The organism is Variovorax sp. SG517 (genome assembly GCF_013376045.1).
GTDB lineage: Bacteria > Pseudomonadota > Gammaproteobacteria > Burkholderiales > Burkholderiaceae_C > Variovorax.
In genome coordinates this window covers 23,286-39,067 of record NZ_JABMJG010000001.1, presented here as the reverse complement: position 1 = coordinate 39,067, position 15,782 = coordinate 23,286, and the positions used below count along the sequence as shown (strand labels likewise).

Genomic DNA, 15,782 nt, shown 5'->3' with positions numbered 1-15,782 from the left:
TCCGGCGGCGGGTCAGGGGTTGGGACCGAGCGCGCGCTGCTTCGCCACGAACTCCGGCGTCACCGTTGCCTGCTTGTTGCCGAACTGCGCGATGACGTAGTTGGCCAGCGCAGCGACCTCGGTGTCGGTGTAGGCCTTGCCGAAGGCCGGCATGTAGATCTCCCGGTCGTGCACGTGCATGCGCACGCCCTGCAGGATCATCTGCGTCACGTTGGAGCCGTCGGGGTCGTTCACGCCGCGCGTTCCCAGCAGCGACGCGTTGGCGGTCTGCTGGCCCTGTCCGTTCCACTGGTGGCAGCTCGCGCAGGCGGCGGCGAAGAGCCGCAGGCCCTGCTCGTGGCCCTCGGCGGTGTTGGCTGCCGGTGCAGCCGCGCCCGCGGCCAGGGCCCACGGGGGCTTCGCGTCGATCTCGATCTGGTTCTTGCCGGCCTTCGCGGGCACCGTGCGCAGGTAGCTCACGAGCGCCGAGGCGTCTTCCGGCTTCAGGTACTGCAGGCTGTGCTCGACCGCCTCGCCCATCGGGCCCGAAGCAGAGCCGCGGCCCGCGGCGTGGCCGGTCGTCAGGTACGAGGCGATCTCGGCATCGCTCCACGCGCCGATGCCGTTCTTCGCGTCCGAGGTGATGTTGTAGGCGCGCCAGCCCTGCACCGTCTCGCCCGCGAGCTCGTTGCCCTTTTCCATCGCGAAGGCGAAGTTGCGCGGCGTGTGGCATTCGGCGCAGTGGCCCAGCGCGGTGGCGAGGTACTTGCCCTGGTTCCACGCGAGCGGCTTCGACGCGTCGGCCTCGAAGCGGGCGCTCTTGAAGAAGGCCGCGTTCCAGAAGCCCATGGCCCAGCGCTGGTTGAACGGGAAGCCGAGGTCGGCCTCCCGGTTCGGCTGGTTCACCTTGGGCAGGCTGAAGATGTAGGCCTTGATCGCGAGCACGTCGGCGCGGCTCAGCGCGGTGTACGAGGTGTACGGGAAGGCCGGGTACAGGCGCTTGCCGTCGGCACGCACGCCGTCGTGCAGCGCGCGCACGAACTGGTCGTCGCTCCATTTGCCGATGCCGGTCTCGGGGTCGGCCGTGATGTTCGACGAATAGATCGTGCCGAAAGGCAGCACGAAGGGCAGGCCCCCCGCGAAGGGCTGGCCCTTGCCGCCGGGCACCGTGTGGCATGCGATGCAGTCGGCGGCCTTGGTGAGGTACTCGCCACGCACGAGCAGCGCCGCGTCGACCGGCGCACCGGCCAGCACGGGCGCTTCGCCCGCGGAGCCGTCGGTGCGATTCAGGAAGAAATAGAACGCCGCGCCGATGACGAACAGTGCCACCAGCACCTTGAGAAAGCGCTTCATGCCGACCTCCCTTCATCGAGCGGAGCTTCGGCGATCTTCTTCTTCATCGCCTCCTTGTCCTGCGCCAGCAGCGCGCGGTTCACCGGCAGCGAGCGCAGGCGCACGCCGGTGGCGGCGAAGATCGCGTTGGCCAGCGCCGGCGCGGCGATGGCGGTGCCGACTTCGCCGAGCCCGCCGGGCGCCTCGGCGCTCTTCACCATGTGCAGCTCGATCGGCGGCGACTCGTTGATGCGCAGCGTGCGGTAGTCGTGGAAGTTGCTTTGCTCGATGGCGCCGTCGCGCAGCGTGATCTCGCTGTAGAGCGCGGCGCTCAGCCCGAAGAGCAGCCCGCCCTGTATCTGCGCCTCGATGGAGCCGGTGTTCACCGCGATGCCGCAGTCGAGCGCGACCACCGCGCGCCGCATGCGCACCTCGCCCTGCGGCGAAACCTCTGCCTCGACGATGGCGCACACGCGGCTGCCGAAGGCATCGCCCACCGCCACGCCGCGCCCCACGCGCGTCGGCAGCGTGCCCTGGCCCCAGCCGGCCTTGCTGGCCGCGAGGTCGAGCACCGCGAGCGTGCGCGGGTTCTTCTGCAGCATCGCGCGGCGGTAGGCCACCGGGTCCTTCTTGGCGCGGTGCGCCAGCTCGTCGATGAAGCTCTCCATCACGAAGAGGTTGTGCGTGGGGCCCACGCCGCGCCACCAGCCGACGTTCAGGCCCGGCGGCATGTCGTGCCGCACCCACTCGACCTTGAGGTTCGGCAGGTCGTAGCAGGGCTCGGCCACGCATTCGATCAGGTCGCTGTCCATGCCGTCCTTGCCCATGAACGCGGGCGCCCAGCGGCCCAGCACCGTGCCGCCCGAGATGCGGTCGCCGAACCACCGGATGCGGCCTTCGCCGTCCACCACGGCCGAGATCTCGTCGTGGTACATGGGGCGCACGATGTCGTGGCGGATGTCTTCCTCGCGCGTCCACACCACCTTGAGCGGATAGGGCACCTGTTTCGCGAAGGCCACGGCCTGCTCGACCGAGTCGGTCTCCAGCCGCCGGCCGAAGCCGCCGCCCAGGTACTGGTTGTGCAGCACCACCTTGTCTTCGGCCAGGCCGGTGATCTTCGCGGCCACGCTCACGCAGCGCGCCGGCACCTGCGTGCCCACCCAGATGTCGCAGCCGTCGGGCCGCACGTGCACCGTGGTGTTGAGCGGCTCCATGGTCGCGTGGGCCAGCATCGGCAGGTCGTAGGTGGACTGCACCAGCGTGCCGTCGGGCCGCTTGCCGGTTTCCTTGCCGACGATGGCCTTGTCCTTGGCCAGTGCATTTGCCAGATCGTCGCGCAATTGCTGCGTGGTGAGCGTGGCGTTGCGCCCCGGCGTCCACTGCAGCTTCAGCGCCTCGAGGCCGCGCTTCGCGGCCCAGAAATGCTCGCCCACCACGGCCACCGCATCCTTGACGCGCAGCACGTCGATCACGCCGGGAATCGCCCGTGCCGCCTTGTCGTCCACCGAGGCCAGCACGCCGCCCAGCGTGGGGCTCGCCTTGACCGTCGCTACCTTCATGCCCGGCACGCGCACGTCGATGCCGAACTGCACGCTGCCGTCGACCTTGCCCGACGAGTCGACGCGCCGCAGCGGCTGGCCGATGAGCCTGAAGTCCTTCGGCTCCTTCAGCGCCACCTTGGCCGGCATCGGCAGTTTCGCGGCGGCACTTGCGAGCGCGCCGAAACCGAGCTGCCGGCCCGAAGCCGCGTGGCTCACCACGCCGCGTGCCACCGTGCAGCTTTCGGGTTCGACCTTCCACTGCGCGGCGGCGGCACTCACCAGCAGCGTGCGCGCCACGGCGCCGGCCTCGCGCAGCACGCCGAAGGTGCCGCGCGTGCTGGTCGAACCGCCGGTGATCTGGCCGCCGAGCAGCGGCATGCCGTAGAGCGCCTCGTTCGCCGGCGAATGTTCCACGCGCACCTGGTCGAGCTCGACGCCGAGTTCCTCGGCCAGCAGCATCGCCGAGCCGGTGTAGATCGCCTGGCCCATCTCGGCCATCGGCATCACGAGGCGCACGCCGCCGTCGGCATCGATGCGGATGAAGGCGTTGGGCGCGAAGGCCGGGTTGCCGTCGGCGAGCGCGGCGGCCGCGTCGCCCGGCTGCTGCCTGGGGCTGATCGCGGCGAAGGCCTTGCCGCCGCCGATCCAGGTGAAGGCCAGCGCGAGGCCGCCTGCCTGCAGGGCCGCGCGGCGGCTGACGGTGCCCGCCGCGGCGCTCACGATGCGCTCCTTGCCGGCATCACCGCCACCGACTGCAGCACCTCGGCCTTGCCCGTGGCGGCCTGCTTGATGGCCGCGCGGATGCGCGAGTAGGTACAGCAGCGGCAGACGTTGCCCGACATGGCCAGGTCGATGTCGGCGTCGCTCGGGTTGGGCGTGCGCTGTATCAGCGCGGCGGCCGACATGATCTGGCCCGACTGGCAGTAGCCGCACTGCACCACGTCGACGTCGAGCCAGGCTTTCTGGATGCTCTTGCCCGCGGGCGTCTGCGCAATGGCTTCGATGGTGGTGACGGCCTTCTTGCCGATGGAGCCCACCGGCAGCACGCACGATCGAACGGGCTGGCCGTCGAGGTGCACGGTGCAGGCGCCGCACTGGGCGATGCCGCAGCCGAACTTGGTGCCGGTGAGTCCGACGATGTCGCGCAATGCCCAGAGCAGGGGCATGTCGTCGGGCGCGTCGAGGGCAACGGACTTGCCGTTGATGTTGATGTCGATCATGGGCCCCGCCTTCTTTCTTCGTGTGGTTCGCCGTGGGTGGCAGCGAACCATAGCGCGACTTCGCAAAGCGCGCTTGGCGGGCAGGGGCGCGTTCGAGCGGCGTGCGCGGTTTTCCTGCGGCGGCGCACGCCGGCGTTCAATCGAAGGTATTCACCGCCGCACATGCAGCGGCGGTCGTCGTTCTGCCGGGGGCGTCAGGCAGGCACCTTCTGTGCCGGTGCCTGCAGCGGGGGCGTGCCTGTCTTGAACAGGCCGGCGAGCTGCTTGCGCAGCTCCGGCGTGTCGGTGTGGCCGTGGACGGTCACGGCGTGCTGCACCGCGGCATCGAGCAGTTCGCTCTCGCTGTCGGCGCTCAGCGCGACGCTGCAGTTCGTCGTGCTCGGGTACTCGCGGCAGTCGATGTATTGGCGTGGCATGGCGGCTCCTTGGATGTCCTCAGGGACGTGCTTCGAATATGAGGTTGAAGGGCGTTTCGCTGGCCCGGCGGAAGTGCGCGAAGCCGCCCTTGGAGGCCACGTCGCGAAGGCGCGCCTCGCCGGCCTGCGCACCGAGGCACAGGCCCACTTCCTGCGAGCGCGAGGCCGGCGTGCAGATGAAGTTCGACGCCGAATAGAACACCCGCCCCACGGGATTCATGTTGTCCTCCAGCCGGTCGTTGGCGAAGGGCTCCACCAGCATCCATGTGCCCTGCGGCTTGAGGCTGGCGCACACGTGCGCCGCCGCGCCCACCGGGTCGCCCATGTCGTGCAGGCAGTCGAAGAAGGCCACCAGGTCGTAGTCCTTGCCCGGAAAGTCCTTCGCGCTCGCAACCTCGAAGCTCAGCCGCTTCGGATCGTCGATGCCGGCCTTGCGCGCCGTCTCGCGCGCACGTTCGATCGACGGCGCGTGGTAGTCGAAGCCGACGAAGCTCGACTCGGGATAGGCCTGCGCCATCAGCAGCGTGGACGCGCCATGCCCGCAGCCCACGTCGGCCACGCGCGCGCCGCGTTCGAGAGCGGCCGGAACGCCTTCGAGCGCCGGGATCCACTGGCTCACCAGGTTGGCCGCATAGCCCGGCCTGAAGAAGCGCTCGGTGCCGTGGAAGAGGGCGGGGTCGTGCTCGTGCCAGCCGATGCCCAGGCCCGTGCGCATGGCCTGGACCATCTTCGGCACGGCCTTGAACTGCGCCACCGCGATCTGGAAGGCGCCGGGCACGAAGGCCGGGCTGCCTTCCTCGGCGAGCGCGAAGGCCTGTTCTTCGGTGAGCGAGAAGCGCTCCCCCTTCGGGTCGTACTCGACATAGCCGCTCGCGGCCTGGGCCGAAAGCCATTCGCGCAGGTAGCGCGGATCGGTCTCGGTGCGTTTGGCCAGCTCTTCCACGGTGCCGGGGCCCTTCGCCATCTCCTTGTACAGGCCGAGCTGGTCGCCCACGACGATGGTTGCGGCGTGCATCACGGCGCCGATGTCATGGACGAAGTTACCCATGAACGCGTTAAGCCTTGTTTCGTCGATAGCCATGTGTTTCCCCTTCGCCGGCGGACGGCTCGCGCGCCCCCGGCCTGCCTATACTGGGTTCGCGGCAGAGGGACATCGGCCATCGTCCGTCCCGATGCATGCAGGCGCCATACGCAGCAATGCGTATGCGGCACGAAGAAGAAAGCGAGACAAGGGGCACGCCATGACGCATCTCACGCGCGGCGATTGCGCAAGCGCACTTCGCCTGCTGGAGCAACTCGAATCCGGACAATCGCCCGTGCGGCACCGCGGCGTGCATGCAATCCGCCGCATCCCGGAAAAGGCGCCGCGAAGGCGCGAGTTCCGCCGCGCCTCGATGCAGGCCGACCACTACCGCCGCGCGGGGCTGGAGCATGCGGTGGCGGTGGCGCTGCTGTACCGGCTGGCCTGCCGTGCCGACGCGCCGGCTCCCGCCGTTTCACCGCCTGCCGGCCTCACGCCCCGCGAGGGCGACGTCATGCGCTGGCTCTCCTGCGGAAAGACCGACGCCGAGATCGCCGCCCTGCTCCAGATCAGCCCGCGCACGGTGCACAAGCACCTGGAGCACGTGTACGTGAAGCTGGGCGTGGAGACACGCACCGCTGCCGTGATGCGCGCGCTCGGCATGGGCACCGGCGCGCCTTGAGGCGAAGCCGAAGGGCCCTCAGCGCTAAGCCACGGCCACAGGCGAATCCGCGGGCGAGGCGCTGCGCCCGATCATCCACGCGCACACCGCCGACACCACGCCCGCGAACAGCACGTACATGCAGATCTGCCATGGCTCGCCGCCGCCAGACTTGAGCAGCGCGGTCGCGATGATCGGCGTGATGCCAGAGGCGAAGATGCCCGAGAACTGGTAGACGAAGCTGATGCCGGTGTAGCGCACCTTCGCGTCGAACAGGTCGCAGAAGAGGGCGGCCTCGGGCCCGTACACCGACGCATACAGGATGCCGAAGGGCACGATGATCGACAGCCACACCAGCAGCACGTTGCCTCCGCTGTGCGTCATCAGCCAGAAGCCCGGAAACGCCGACACGGCCGTGATGAGCGAACCCCACATGTACACGCGCGGCCGTCCCAGCCGGTCGGACATGCGCCCGAAGAAGGGAATGGCGAAGCACATCACCACCGCCGCGGCCATCACGCCCAGCAGCGCCTCGGTGCGGTTGATCTTGATGGTGCTCGTGAGGTAGTTGATGGAGAACACGCCGAAGATGTTGAAGAACACCCCGTCGATGTAGCGCGCGCCCATGCCCTTGAGCACGTTGCCGGGGTAGCGGCGCAGCATGTCCATGAAGGGAATGCGCAGCTCGGCGTTGCGGGCCTTCACCGCCGCGAACTCCGGCGTTTCCTTCACGTGCAGGCGGATGTACATGCCCACCATCACCATTACGCCCGAGATCAGGAAGGCGATGCGCCAGCCCCAGGAGAGGAACTGCTCGTCGGTCAGCAGCCACGACAGCAGCGCCACCACGCCCGAGGCCATGCACAGGCCTATGGCCAGCCCGATCTGCGGCAGCGAGGCGTAGAAGCCGCGCTTCTCCTTCGGCGCGTATTCGTACGCCATGAGCACCGCGCCGCCCCATTCGCCGCCCAGGCCTATGCCCTGCGCCACGCGCAGCAGCAAAAGCAGCAGCGGCGCCGCAATGCCGATCTGCGCGTAGGTGGGCACGAGGCCGATGAGGAAGGTGGCCACGCCCATGATCATCAGCGTGATGACGAGCATGCTCTTGCGGCCGATCTTGTCGCCGAAGTGGCCGAAGATCACGCCGCCCAGCGGCCGCGTGACGAAGCCCACCGCGAAGGTGGTGTAGGCCAGCAGGGTCGACACCACCGGGTCGCTGCCGGGGAAGTAGAGCTTGTTGAACACGATGCCGGCCACCACGCCGTACAGGAAGAAGTCGTACCACTCGATGGTGGCGCCCACCAGGGCCGAAACCACCACCCTGCGAATCGCTTTCTCGTCGCTTGCACTCATGTCTGTCTCCGATGAGGTTTGTCGTGGCGGTCTCTGCGGACCGTGGGGTTCGAAACGGGAACTCAGTGCGCGGCCGCTGCCGCTCTCGCGCCTTTGCGGTTGTCCTCTCTGATCATGTCGACGGCCTTCTCGGCCATCATCACGGCGGGTGCGTTGGTGTTGCCCGACACCAGCGTCGGCATCGCCGAGCAGTCGATCACGCGCAGCCCCGCCACGCCATGCACGCGCAGGCGCGCGTCGACCACGGCGAGCGCGTCCGCGCCCATGCGGCAGGTGCCGGTGGGGTGGAAGATGGTGGCGCCGTTGTTGCGGCAGAACTCCAGCAGGTCGGCGTCGCTCACCGCGCCGGGGCCGGGCTTCACCTCGCGCTTCACGTAGGGGCGCATCGCGGGCGAGTCGGCGATCGCGCGCGCGGCCTTGACGCCGGCCACGGTGGTCGCGCGGTCGAGTTCGGTGGAAAGGTAGTTGGGCTGCATCTCGGGCGGCTCGGCCGCGTCGAGCGAGCGGATGCGCACGTGGCCGCGCGACTCGGGCCGCAGCTGGCACACCGACATCGTGAAGCCCGAGTACGGATGCACCTTGCCGCCCGCCATGTCGGCGGAGAGCGTGGCGACGTGGAACTGGATGTCGGGCGTGGCCGCCACCGGCCGGCCCTCGGCATCCTTCAGCGCGCGCATGAAGCAGCCGCCCTGGTTGATGCCCACCGCCAGCGGGCCGGTGCGGTGCAGCAGCCATTCGAGGCCCATGCCCATCTGTCCGAACCAGGAGTTGAGCTGGTCGTTGGTGGTGATGGGCTTGGTGCATTCGTAGCCCAGGCGAATCTGCAGGTGGTCCTGCAGGTTCTCGCCGACGCCGGGCAGCTCGTGCAGCACCGGAATGCCGAAGCGATCGAGCAGCGCGCGCGGCCCGATGCCCGAGAGCTGCAGCAGCTGCGGCGACTGCAGCGAGCCCGCCGACAGCAGCACCTCCGCGCGGCAGCGCGCGGTCTTCAGCTGGCCGCCCTGGCGGTAGGTGATGCCGGCAGCGCGCCTGCCGTCGAACAGCAGCCGCTCGGCCAGCGCCTCGGTTTCGATGCGCAGGTTGGGCCGCCGCTTCACCGCCGGCGTCAGGTATGCCTTGGCCGTGCTGCAGCGCCAGCCCTTGTGAGTGGTGAGCTGGTAGTAGCCCGCGCCTTCCTGAGCGGCGCCGTTGAAATCGTCGGTGCGCGGCACGCCGGTCTGCCCTGCGCCGTCGATGAAGGCCTCGATCAGCTCGTGCTTCGCGGCGATGTCCGAAACCTTCAGCGGCCCCTCGCCGCCATGGAAGGCGTCGCCGCCGCGCTGGTTGCCTTCGGAGCGGATGAAGTAGGGCAGCACCTCGTCGTAGCTCCAGCCGGCGTTGCCCAGCGCGGCCCAGTGGTCGTAGTCCTCGCGCTGGCCGCGGATGTAGATCAGGCCGTTGATCGAGCTCGATCCGCCCAGCGTCTTGCCGCGCGGCCAGTAGATGCGCCGGTCGTTCATGTTCGGGTCGGGAGCGGTCTCGAAGCGCCAGTTGTAGGTGGGGCTCCACATCGTCTTGCCGTAGCCGATGGGCAGGTGGATCCACAGCGACCGGTCCGCCGGCCCCGCTTCCAGCAGCAGCACGCGCGTGGCCGGGTCTTCGCTGAGCCGGCCGGCGAGCACGCAGCCGGCGGAGCCCGCGCCGACGACGATGTAGTCGAACTCTTCTTCAGGCATGCAATGGATCCCGGGGGAAGTTCTGGAAGGCGAGCGCCTCGTTCGAACCAATCCTAGGACATTGATTTTCGGAACGCAATGTTCCGTTTTTAAGGTTTACCCGAATGACCGGTGGCCTGGCCGGTGCCCGGTTCCTAGGCCGTGGCGCCTTCCGCCGAGATCTGGAAGGCGAGTGCGGCGCCCTCCACAGCAGCGAATTCGGGACGCCCGGTCTTGATCCGGAAGACCGAGACAGCCTCCACCAGCTGGTCGGCCTGGAACTTCATGCTTCCGGCCGCGGCCGCGCTTTCCTGGACCAGCGCGGCGTTCTGTTGCGTCGCCTGGTCCAGCTGCACCACCGCCTCGCTGACCTGCGCGACGCCGACGCTCTGCTCCGAGCTGGCCGTGCTGATCTCGCCGACGATGTCCGCGACCCGCCTGATGGATTCGACGACTTCCGACATGGTGACTCCGGCGCGGTCCACCAGCGCCGAGCCGGTCTCGACACGATCGACGCTCGCGCTGATCAGTGCCTTGATCTCCTTGGCGGCGTCGGCCGACCGGCTCGCGAGATTGCGCACCTCGGACGCGACCACGGCAAAGCCTCGTCCCCGCTCGCCCGCGCGCGCGGCCTCGACGGCCGCGTTCAGCGCGAGGATGTTGGTCTGGAAGGCGATGCCGTCGATCACGCCGATGATGTCGGCGATCCGCCTGCTGCTGTCGTTGATGCTCTTCATCGTCTCCACCACCTGCACCACGACTTCGCCGCCGCGCATGGCCACGCTGCTCGCGCCGTCGGCGAGCCTGTTGGCTTCGGTGGCGTTGTCGGCATTGCGCCTGACGGTGGAATTGAGTTCTTCCATGGAGGCCGCGGTTTCCTCGAGCGAAGACGCCTGCGACTCCGTTCGGCGGGAAAGGTCGTTGTTGCCATGGGCGATCTCGGCGCTCGCGGCGGCGATGCTGTCGGCGGAGGAGCGGACCTGGCCGATGAGGCCGACCAGCTGGCGCTGCATGACGGCCATGGAGGCCAGCACGCTGCCCTCGGGGGCCTCGTGCGCGCCGTCGATTTCGCTCAGATCGCCCTGGGCCACCTTGTGGGCAGCCACGCTGAGCTTGGCCGGCTCGTCGCCAAGAGCCGCGAAAAGGCGGCGCGCAATGAAGATGCCCAGCGCTGCGGCGGCAAGCACGGCAAAGATGCTCAGGGCGAGCAGCAGCACCCGCTGCCTGGAGTACGCCGCCGCGGACGCCTCGACGCTCGTGCGGGATATCTCTTCGTTGTGGTCCGTGTATTCCTTCGAGGCGGCGAGAAGTTGCACCAGCAGCGGCCTGCACTCGACGTTCATCTTCTCGATGGCCTCCTCGCGCTTTCCGGCGTCCGCGAGTTCGACGATGGACAGCGCGATGGGCAGGTACTCCTTCTCGATCTTTTCGATCCTGGCAAAGATGGCCCGCTCGCGCGCCGTGATGTCTTCCCCGGCTTCGAGCGCTTCCTTGAGCTGCTTCAGGCTCGATGCCAGCTGTTCGTTGCTGCCGACCGCCATCGCCTTGGCCGATTCGCGATCGGACCGATGGCCCAGAAGCACCATGTCGCGCACGCCGATGGCCCGCTGGCTGGCCGCGACGCTGATGCCGGTGGCCAGCGCCTGCCGGTGTGCGATGCCGGCGATGTATCCCGAGAATCGATGGTCGGCCGCACTCAGCGAACGCTGGGCCAGCAGGCTCACGAGCAGCACCAGCAGCACGAGTACGGTGAAAGTCCCGGCGAGCAGTTTCCGGGTCGAGAGAGTCTTCATGGGTCCGATTCCGCAGAGAAGGAAGAGAAAAGGGCAATGCGCAGTGCCGGAAGCGCCGCGTTCCGGGGCGGCTGATTTCCGTGCCTTTCTTTTCGGCCATGAATGCTGATTCTTAAGCTTTGCTTCTTCTTTTTTTGATTTTGATAACAAATGACGGATTTTTGTTTACGAAGCGAGCTTTTATCGATGCTTTGAATGCTGCATGCGTCGGCGAACGCAAGCTGCGTCCGGAGTTTCCGGAATGCCCGGAAGGCCCGGCGGTGGAACAATCGCCCCGCCTGGCTGTTTCCCAGGCCAACCCATAAGGTTTATCTGCATGTCACGTTCTGCGCGCGCATCCGCCGCGGCGATTCCGCCGGAGGAGGCGGAATCCGCCTCGGCCTCCGCCTCCGGTTCCTCGGCCGAGCGCAGCCTGCGCCTGCTGGCGCTGCTCGCCAATGAAGGCCGGGCCCTGACGCTGGCCGAACTGGCCGCGCAGCTCGGCCTGCCCAAGGGCACGGCGCACCGTATCTGCACCCAGCTGCTGTCCACCGGTTTCCTCGCGCGCGACGTGGACGAGCGCTCCTTCACCGTCGGCCCGGCGCTGCGCCGGCTGGCCTTCGACACGCTGAACCACGGTGTGGTGCGCGGACTGCGGCACGAGGTGCTGTCGGCGCTGGTGCGCGAGGTGGGCGAGACCTGCAACCTCACCACGCTCGACGGCGCCCAGGTGCTGTACCTCGACCGCGTGGAAGCCCAGTGGCCGCTGCGCCTGACGCTCGACGTGGGCTCGCATGTGCCGCTGCACTGCACGGCCAGCGGCAAGCTCTTCCTGGCGCTGATGCCGGCGAAGGCGCGCGATGCGTTCATCGACGGACTGCCGCTGGAGCGCATGACGCCCAACAGCATCACCAGCGCAGATGCGCTGCGCGCCGAGTGCGAGGCGATCGCGAAGCAGGGCCATTCGCGCGACAACGAGGAGTTCATCGCCGGCCTCGTGGCGGTGGCCGTGCCGGTGCGCGACGCGGCCGGCGCGGTGCGTGCCGCGCTGGCGGTGCATGCGCCGACGGCGCGCATGTCGATGGACGACGCCCTCCAGCGCATCGACGCGCTGAAGGCGGCGGCGCAGAAGATGACCGGGCTGCTCTGAGCGGCGGCGCCGAAGCCTGTCTTGGGCTTCGTCAGCTTCGAGTGGGTACGCAGCCGCAGAATCCGCCGCTCGCGACAAGCGCAGGAGAAAGAACGCAACGCATGCCCAACGCCGCCAAGACCATCCGCAGCTTCAACGCCGGGCGCGACCCTGAAAGGCTGGCGATGAAATACGCCAACCTGCGCTCCAGCCCCTTCGTCTTCCTGCGCGGCACCTGCCACCTGTTCTATGACCGCCTGCCAGCCGGCACGCTGTTCTCCAAGGCACCGGCGGCATGGCTGTGCGGCGACGCGCACCTGGAGAACTTCGGCAGCTACAAGGGCGACAACCGGCTCGTCTACTTCGACCTCAACGACTTCGACGAAGCTGCGCTCGCGCCGGTGACGTGGGAGCTGGTGCGCTTCCTGTCGAGCATCCTGGTGGCGGGCGAGGGCCTGTGCAAGAGCACCGCCGACGCGGACGCCCTGTGCAAAACCTTCCTCGATGCCTATACCGGCGCGCTCGTGCCGGGCAAGGCCCGCTGGATCGAGCGCGACACCGCCGGCGGTCTCGTTAGGGACCTGCTCGACACCCTCAAGGCGCGCACTCGCCCTGCGTTCCTCGACCGGCGCAGCGACCGCAAGGGCCGCAGGCGCTCCATCCGCTGCGACGGCAAGCACGCGCTGCAGGCCACCGAGGCGCAGCGCGAGCGGGTCACCAGGCTCATCGACACCTTCGCCGCCTCGCAGCCCGACCCCAGGTTCTTCAAGGTGCTCGACGTGGCCCGCCGCATCGCCGGCACCGGCAGCCTCGGCGTGGAGCGTTACATCGTGCTGATCGAAGGCAAGGGCTCGCCCGACGCCAACTTCCTGCTCGACCTGAAGCAGGCGCAGCCGTCCTCGCTCGTGCCGCACCTGAAGAAGACGAAGCAGCCCGAATGGCCTTCCGAGGCGCACCGCGTCGTCGGCCTGCAGCGCCGCATGCAGGCCGTGTCGATGGCCTTCCTGCATCCCATCGTCGGCCGCAAGTCTTCTTATGTGCTGCGCGGCCTACAGCCCAGCGAAGACCGCGTGATGCTCGACGTGAACCGCACGCGCCTCGCCGACATTCGCGGCGTGATCGCCGAGATGGGCCAGCTCATGGCGTGGGCGCAACTGCGCAGCTCGGGCCGGCAGGGTTCGGCCATCGCGGATGCGCTGATCGACTTCGGCGGCTCGGCGAAGTCGTGGCGCGGGGACTTGTTGGCTGCGGCGCATGAGTGTGCGGCGCAGGTGGTGGAGGATTGGGGGCTCTACTGCGAGGCGTATGACGCGGGGCTGATGGCGCCGGCGGCCTGACTGCCGACAGTCATCACCAGACCAGTCCGACCACCGACCGCACCACGCTCATCGCCGCCAGCCCGATCAGCAGATTCAACACCAGCCGCCTGAACTGCTCCGGCGACACGCCCTTGAACGAGCGCTGCCCCCACCAGATGCCGGCGAGCATCGCAGGCGCCAGCCACAGCGCCCACTTGAGCGTGTCCGGCCCCAGCAGGTTGCCCGAGGCATGCGCCGACGAGGGCATCAGCGCCGCGCTGATCAGCGACACCACGTCGCTGAAGAGCAGCAGCGCGATCAGCGTGGCGCGCAGGGCAGCGGGTGCCATCTTCGCGGTGCTCAGCAGCACCGCTACCGCAATGCCGCCGATGGCCGCGACGCCGTTGATGAAGCCTGAGGCCAGACCGGCCGTAAGACGCAGGCCACGCGTGGGTTCCAGTGCGACATGTGCGCCGCCGCGCAGCGACAGGGCGGCGGCCATCAGCAGCACGCCGATCAGAAGGCGCAGCGGCGTCTCGGGCAGCCATGCGAGCAGCGCCACGCCGATGGGAATGCAGATCAGGTTGCCGAGCATCAGCCAGCCCAGCCATGGCAGGTCGACGTCGCGCGCGATGCCGCGCAGCTGGCTCAGGCTGGCGAGGATTTCCAGCATGAAGATCGCGGGCACCACCAGCGCGGGCGAGATCACCAGCGACATGCCCGCGACGGTGATGGCGGAGAAGCCGAAGCCCGCGAAGCCGCGCACGATGCCGGCCGCGAACACCACGCACAGGCTGTAGGCGAGCGTTGTCGGCGCCAGCGGCGGCACCAGCAGGTCGGCAGCCGTCATGCCTGGAAGAGCGGCATCAGCTTCAGTCGCTGCACCTTTCCCGAAGGGCCGCGCGGTAGATCCTGCACGAAGCGGTAGTGGCCCGGGGCCTTGTAGCGGCCGAGCACGGTGGCGGCGAACTCGCGCAGCTGTTCCTCGGTGCAGGCGCTGCCTTCGCGCAGCACGATGCACACGCCGATCTCCTGGCCGTAGTGGCGGTCGGGCACGCCCACGGAAACGGCCTCGAGCACGGCGGGATGCTTCAGCAGGGCCTCGTCGATCTCGCGCGGCGCGATGTTCTCGCCGCCCTTGATGATGAGCTCCTTGATGCGGCCGGTGACGAAGAAGAAGCCGTCCTCGTCGCGATGGCCCAGGTCGCCGGTGCGCAGCCAGCCGTCGGGCGTGAAGCTCGCGCGGGTGGCTTCCTCGTTCTTGTAGTAGCCCAGCATCACGTTGGGCCCGCGGATGACGAGCTCGCCGGTGGTGCCGTCGGGCACGGCCGCGAGCTGCGCATCCACGACGCCGGCCATGCAGCCCGAGGCGCGGCCGACCGAACCGATCTTGCGTGCGGCCGGGTCCATCGGGTTCGAGAATGAGGGCGCTGCCGTCTCGGTGAGTCCCATGGTCTCGACGATGCCGATGCCGAACATCTGCTCGAACGCGCGCAGATGCTCCGGCGGCAATGCGGCCGAGGCCGAACGGCAGAAGCGGATCGACAGCGTCTGCGCGAGCGGCGGCCTTGGGCCTTCGAGCAGGTACGAGATCATGGTGGGCACCACGTTGATCCAGCTGCATTGCGTCTGCGTGGCCTGTTCCCAGAAGCGGCCGGCCGAGAACTTCGGCGGCATCGCGAGGCTGCCGCCGTGCGCCAGCGGCGCGAGCATGGTCACTGTGAATGCGTTGATGTGATAGAGCGGCAGCACCGCCAGCACGCGGTCGGAAGGGCGCAGCTGGTGCTCGACGCTGATGGCATGCGCATTCGCCGCCAGGTTGCGCTGCGTGAGCATCACGCCCTTGGGGTTGCCGGTGGTGCCCGAGGTGTACATCAGCAGCGCGACCGCGTCTGGCGAGGGCGGCGGCACGTCGGCGGCGGCTTCTTCCTCGCCGGGCAGCCCATCGCCCTCGGGGTCGACCACGACCAGCTTCACGGGCCGGTCGAAGGCTTCGACGATGGCGCGCACGCGCGATTCCCACTCGGGCGCGACGCAGACCAGGCGGCAGTCGGAATGCGAGAGCACGTAGTGCATCTGCTCCGGCTGCGACAGCAGGTTGACCGGGTTCACGCGGAAGCCGCCGTGCATCGCGCCCAGCAGCAGCCGCAGTGTCTGCAGGCCGTTGGGCATGACGACGGACACCGTGTCGCCCGGCTGCATGCCGAGCCCGCGCAGCACGGCCGAGACTCGGCGGCATCCGCGCGCGAGTTCGCCGTAGGTGATGTGCCGTTCCGATTCCGTGGCGCGCGCGTACACCGCGTGCGGCTGCTCGTGTGCCTGGCGCTCGATCAGCGCATGCACCGTGGTCGCGGCCGCCGTCATCG

General features: G+C 68.7%; 13 protein-coding genes. 3 read left to right on the top strand and 10 right to left on the bottom strand.

The annotated features are described in order from the left end of the window. Positions 1 to 12: 12 nt before the first annotated feature. The 5 genes from FHT32_RS00165 to FHT32_RS00145 all read right to left on the bottom strand — a co-directional run bounded on the left by FHT32_RS00165 (position 13) and on the right by FHT32_RS00145 (position 5,569). Positions 13 to 1,332: a cytochrome c gene (locus FHT32_RS00165; RefSeq protein WP_176662664.1), complete on the bottom strand. Its 1,320-nt coding sequence runs from the start codon at positions 1,330 to 1,332 to the stop codon at positions 13 to 15. Next, positions 1,329 to 3,572: a molybdopterin cofactor-binding domain-containing protein gene (locus tag FHT32_RS00160; RefSeq protein ID WP_176662663.1), complete on the bottom strand. Its 2,244-nt coding sequence runs from the start codon at positions 3,570 to 3,572 to the stop codon at positions 1,329 to 1,331. Before FHT32_RS00160 ends, FHT32_RS00165 begins: the two co-directional genes overlap by 4 nt. Further along, the gene (locus FHT32_RS00155; protein WP_176662662.1) at positions 3,569 to 4,072 is read right to left on the bottom strand and encodes a (2Fe-2S)-binding protein; all 504 of its coding nucleotides are present in this window, start codon (positions 4,070 to 4,072) and stop codon (positions 3,569 to 3,571) included. The genes FHT32_RS00160 and FHT32_RS00155 overlap by 4 nt, the downstream gene beginning before the upstream one ends. Positions 4,073 to 4,266: 194 nt before the next feature. Continuing rightward, entirely contained in the window at positions 4,267 to 4,488 is a 222-nt protein-coding gene (locus FHT32_RS00150; RefSeq protein WP_176662661.1) for a DUF1059 domain-containing protein, read from the bottom strand. Positions 4,489 to 4,507: 19 nt separating this feature from the next. Further along, entirely contained in the window at positions 4,508 to 5,569 is a 1,062-nt protein-coding gene (locus tag FHT32_RS00145) for a class I SAM-dependent methyltransferase (RefSeq protein ID WP_176662660.1), read from the bottom strand. A gap of 160 nt (positions 5,570 to 5,729) precedes the next feature. On the opposite strand from FHT32_RS00145, the gene FHT32_RS35325 reads away from it, so the two are divergent. Continuing rightward, positions 5,730 to 6,191: a helix-turn-helix transcriptional regulator gene (locus FHT32_RS35325; protein ID WP_176662659.1), complete on the top strand. Its 462-nt coding sequence runs from the start codon at positions 5,730 to 5,732 to the stop codon at positions 6,189 to 6,191. A 24-nt stretch (positions 6,192 to 6,215) separates the two neighbouring features. On the opposite strand, the gene FHT32_RS00135 is transcribed toward FHT32_RS35325, so the two are convergent. The 3 genes from FHT32_RS00135 to FHT32_RS35275 all read right to left on the bottom strand — a co-directional run bounded on the left by FHT32_RS00135 (position 6,216) and on the right by FHT32_RS35275 (position 11,010). Beyond that, positions 6,216 to 7,523, bottom strand: coding sequence for an MFS transporter (locus FHT32_RS00135; RefSeq protein WP_176662658.1), 1,308 nt, complete (start codon positions 7,521 to 7,523; stop codon positions 6,216 to 6,218). Between the two features lie 62 nt (positions 7,524 to 7,585). Continuing rightward, on the bottom strand, positions 7,586 to 9,238 hold the full coding sequence (locus FHT32_RS00130) for a GMC family oxidoreductase (protein WP_176662657.1): 1,653 nt from the start codon (positions 9,236 to 9,238) through the stop codon (positions 7,586 to 7,588). Positions 9,239 to 9,372: 134 nt separating this feature from the next. Next, positions 9,373 to 11,010 (bottom strand): methyl-accepting chemotaxis protein, encoded by a 1,638-nt coding sequence (locus FHT32_RS35275; RefSeq protein WP_176662656.1) that lies wholly within the window; start codon positions 11,008 to 11,010, stop codon positions 9,373 to 9,375. A 316-nt stretch (positions 11,011 to 11,326) separates the two neighbouring features. Here FHT32_RS35275 and FHT32_RS00120 point away from each other — a divergent pair, with 316 nt between their 5' ends. Together FHT32_RS00120 and FHT32_RS00115 are read left to right on the top strand one after the other, a co-directional pair. Further along, a complete protein-coding gene (locus FHT32_RS00120; protein ID WP_176662655.1) occupies positions 11,327 to 12,139 on the top strand; it encodes an IclR family transcriptional regulator in 813 nt (270 codons plus the stop codon). A 101-nt stretch (positions 12,140 to 12,240) separates the two neighbouring features. Next, complete coding sequence (locus FHT32_RS00115) at positions 12,241 to 13,455, top strand: DUF2252 domain-containing protein (protein WP_176662654.1); 1,215 nt, start codon at positions 12,241 to 12,243, stop codon at positions 13,453 to 13,455. A gap of 13 nt (positions 13,456 to 13,468) precedes the next feature. Here FHT32_RS00115 and FHT32_RS00110 read toward each other — a convergent pair whose 3' ends face one another. Together FHT32_RS00110 and FHT32_RS00105 are read right to left on the bottom strand one after the other, a co-directional pair. Continuing rightward, positions 13,469 to 14,266 carry a sulfite exporter TauE/SafE family protein gene (locus tag FHT32_RS00110; RefSeq protein ID WP_176662653.1) on the bottom strand — a complete coding sequence of 266 codons (798 nt, stop codon included), beginning with the start codon at positions 14,264 to 14,266 and terminating at the stop codon, positions 13,469 to 13,471. Further along, on the bottom strand, positions 14,263 to 15,780 hold the full coding sequence (locus FHT32_RS00105; RefSeq protein WP_176662652.1) for an AMP-binding protein: 1,518 nt from the start codon (positions 15,778 to 15,780) through the stop codon (positions 14,263 to 14,265). Before FHT32_RS00105 ends, FHT32_RS00110 begins: the two co-directional genes overlap by 4 nt. Between the last annotated feature and the right edge of the window lie 2 nt (positions 15,781 to 15,782).

Bases quoted from the DNA above. Each gene is read 5' to 3' on its own strand.
- FHT32_RS00165 (WP_176662664.1), bottom strand. From the start codon at position 1,332: ATGAAGCGCTTTCTCAAGGTGCTGGTGGCACTGTTCGTCATCGGCGCG.
- FHT32_RS00155 (WP_176662662.1), bottom strand. From the start codon at position 4,072: ATGATCGACATCAACATCAACGGCAAGTCCGTTGCCCTCGACGCGCCC.
- FHT32_RS00150 (WP_176662661.1), bottom strand. From the start codon at position 4,488: ATGCCACGCCAATACATCGACTGCCGCGAGTACCCGAGCACGACGAAC.
- FHT32_RS00145 (WP_176662660.1), bottom strand. From the start codon at position 5,569: ATGGCTATCGACGAAACAAGGCTTAACGCGTTCATGGGTAACTTCGTC.
- FHT32_RS35325 (WP_176662659.1), top strand. From the start codon at position 5,730: ATGACGCATCTCACGCGCGGCGATTGCGCAAGCGCACTTCGCCTGCTG.
- FHT32_RS00135 (WP_176662658.1), bottom strand. From the start codon at position 7,523: ATGAGTGCAAGCGACGAGAAAGCGATTCGCAGGGTGGTGGTTTCGGCC.
- FHT32_RS00130 (WP_176662657.1), bottom strand. From the start codon at position 9,238: ATGCCTGAAGAAGAGTTCGACTACATCGTCGTCGGCGCGGGCTCCGCC.
- FHT32_RS35275 (WP_176662656.1), bottom strand. From the start codon at position 11,010: ATGAAGACTCTCTCGACCCGGAAACTGCTCGCCGGGACTTTCACCGTA.
- FHT32_RS00120 (WP_176662655.1), top strand. From the start codon at position 11,327: ATGTCACGTTCTGCGCGCGCATCCGCCGCGGCGATTCCGCCGGAGGAG.
- FHT32_RS00115 (WP_176662654.1), top strand. From the start codon at position 12,241: ATGCCCAACGCCGCCAAGACCATCCGCAGCTTCAACGCCGGGCGCGAC.
- FHT32_RS00110 (WP_176662653.1), bottom strand. From the start codon at position 14,266: ATGACGGCTGCCGACCTGCTGGTGCCGCCGCTGGCGCCGACAACGCTC.
- FHT32_RS00105 (WP_176662652.1), bottom strand. From the start codon at position 15,780: ATGACGGCGGCCGCGACCACGGTGCATGCGCTGATCGAGCGCCAGGCA.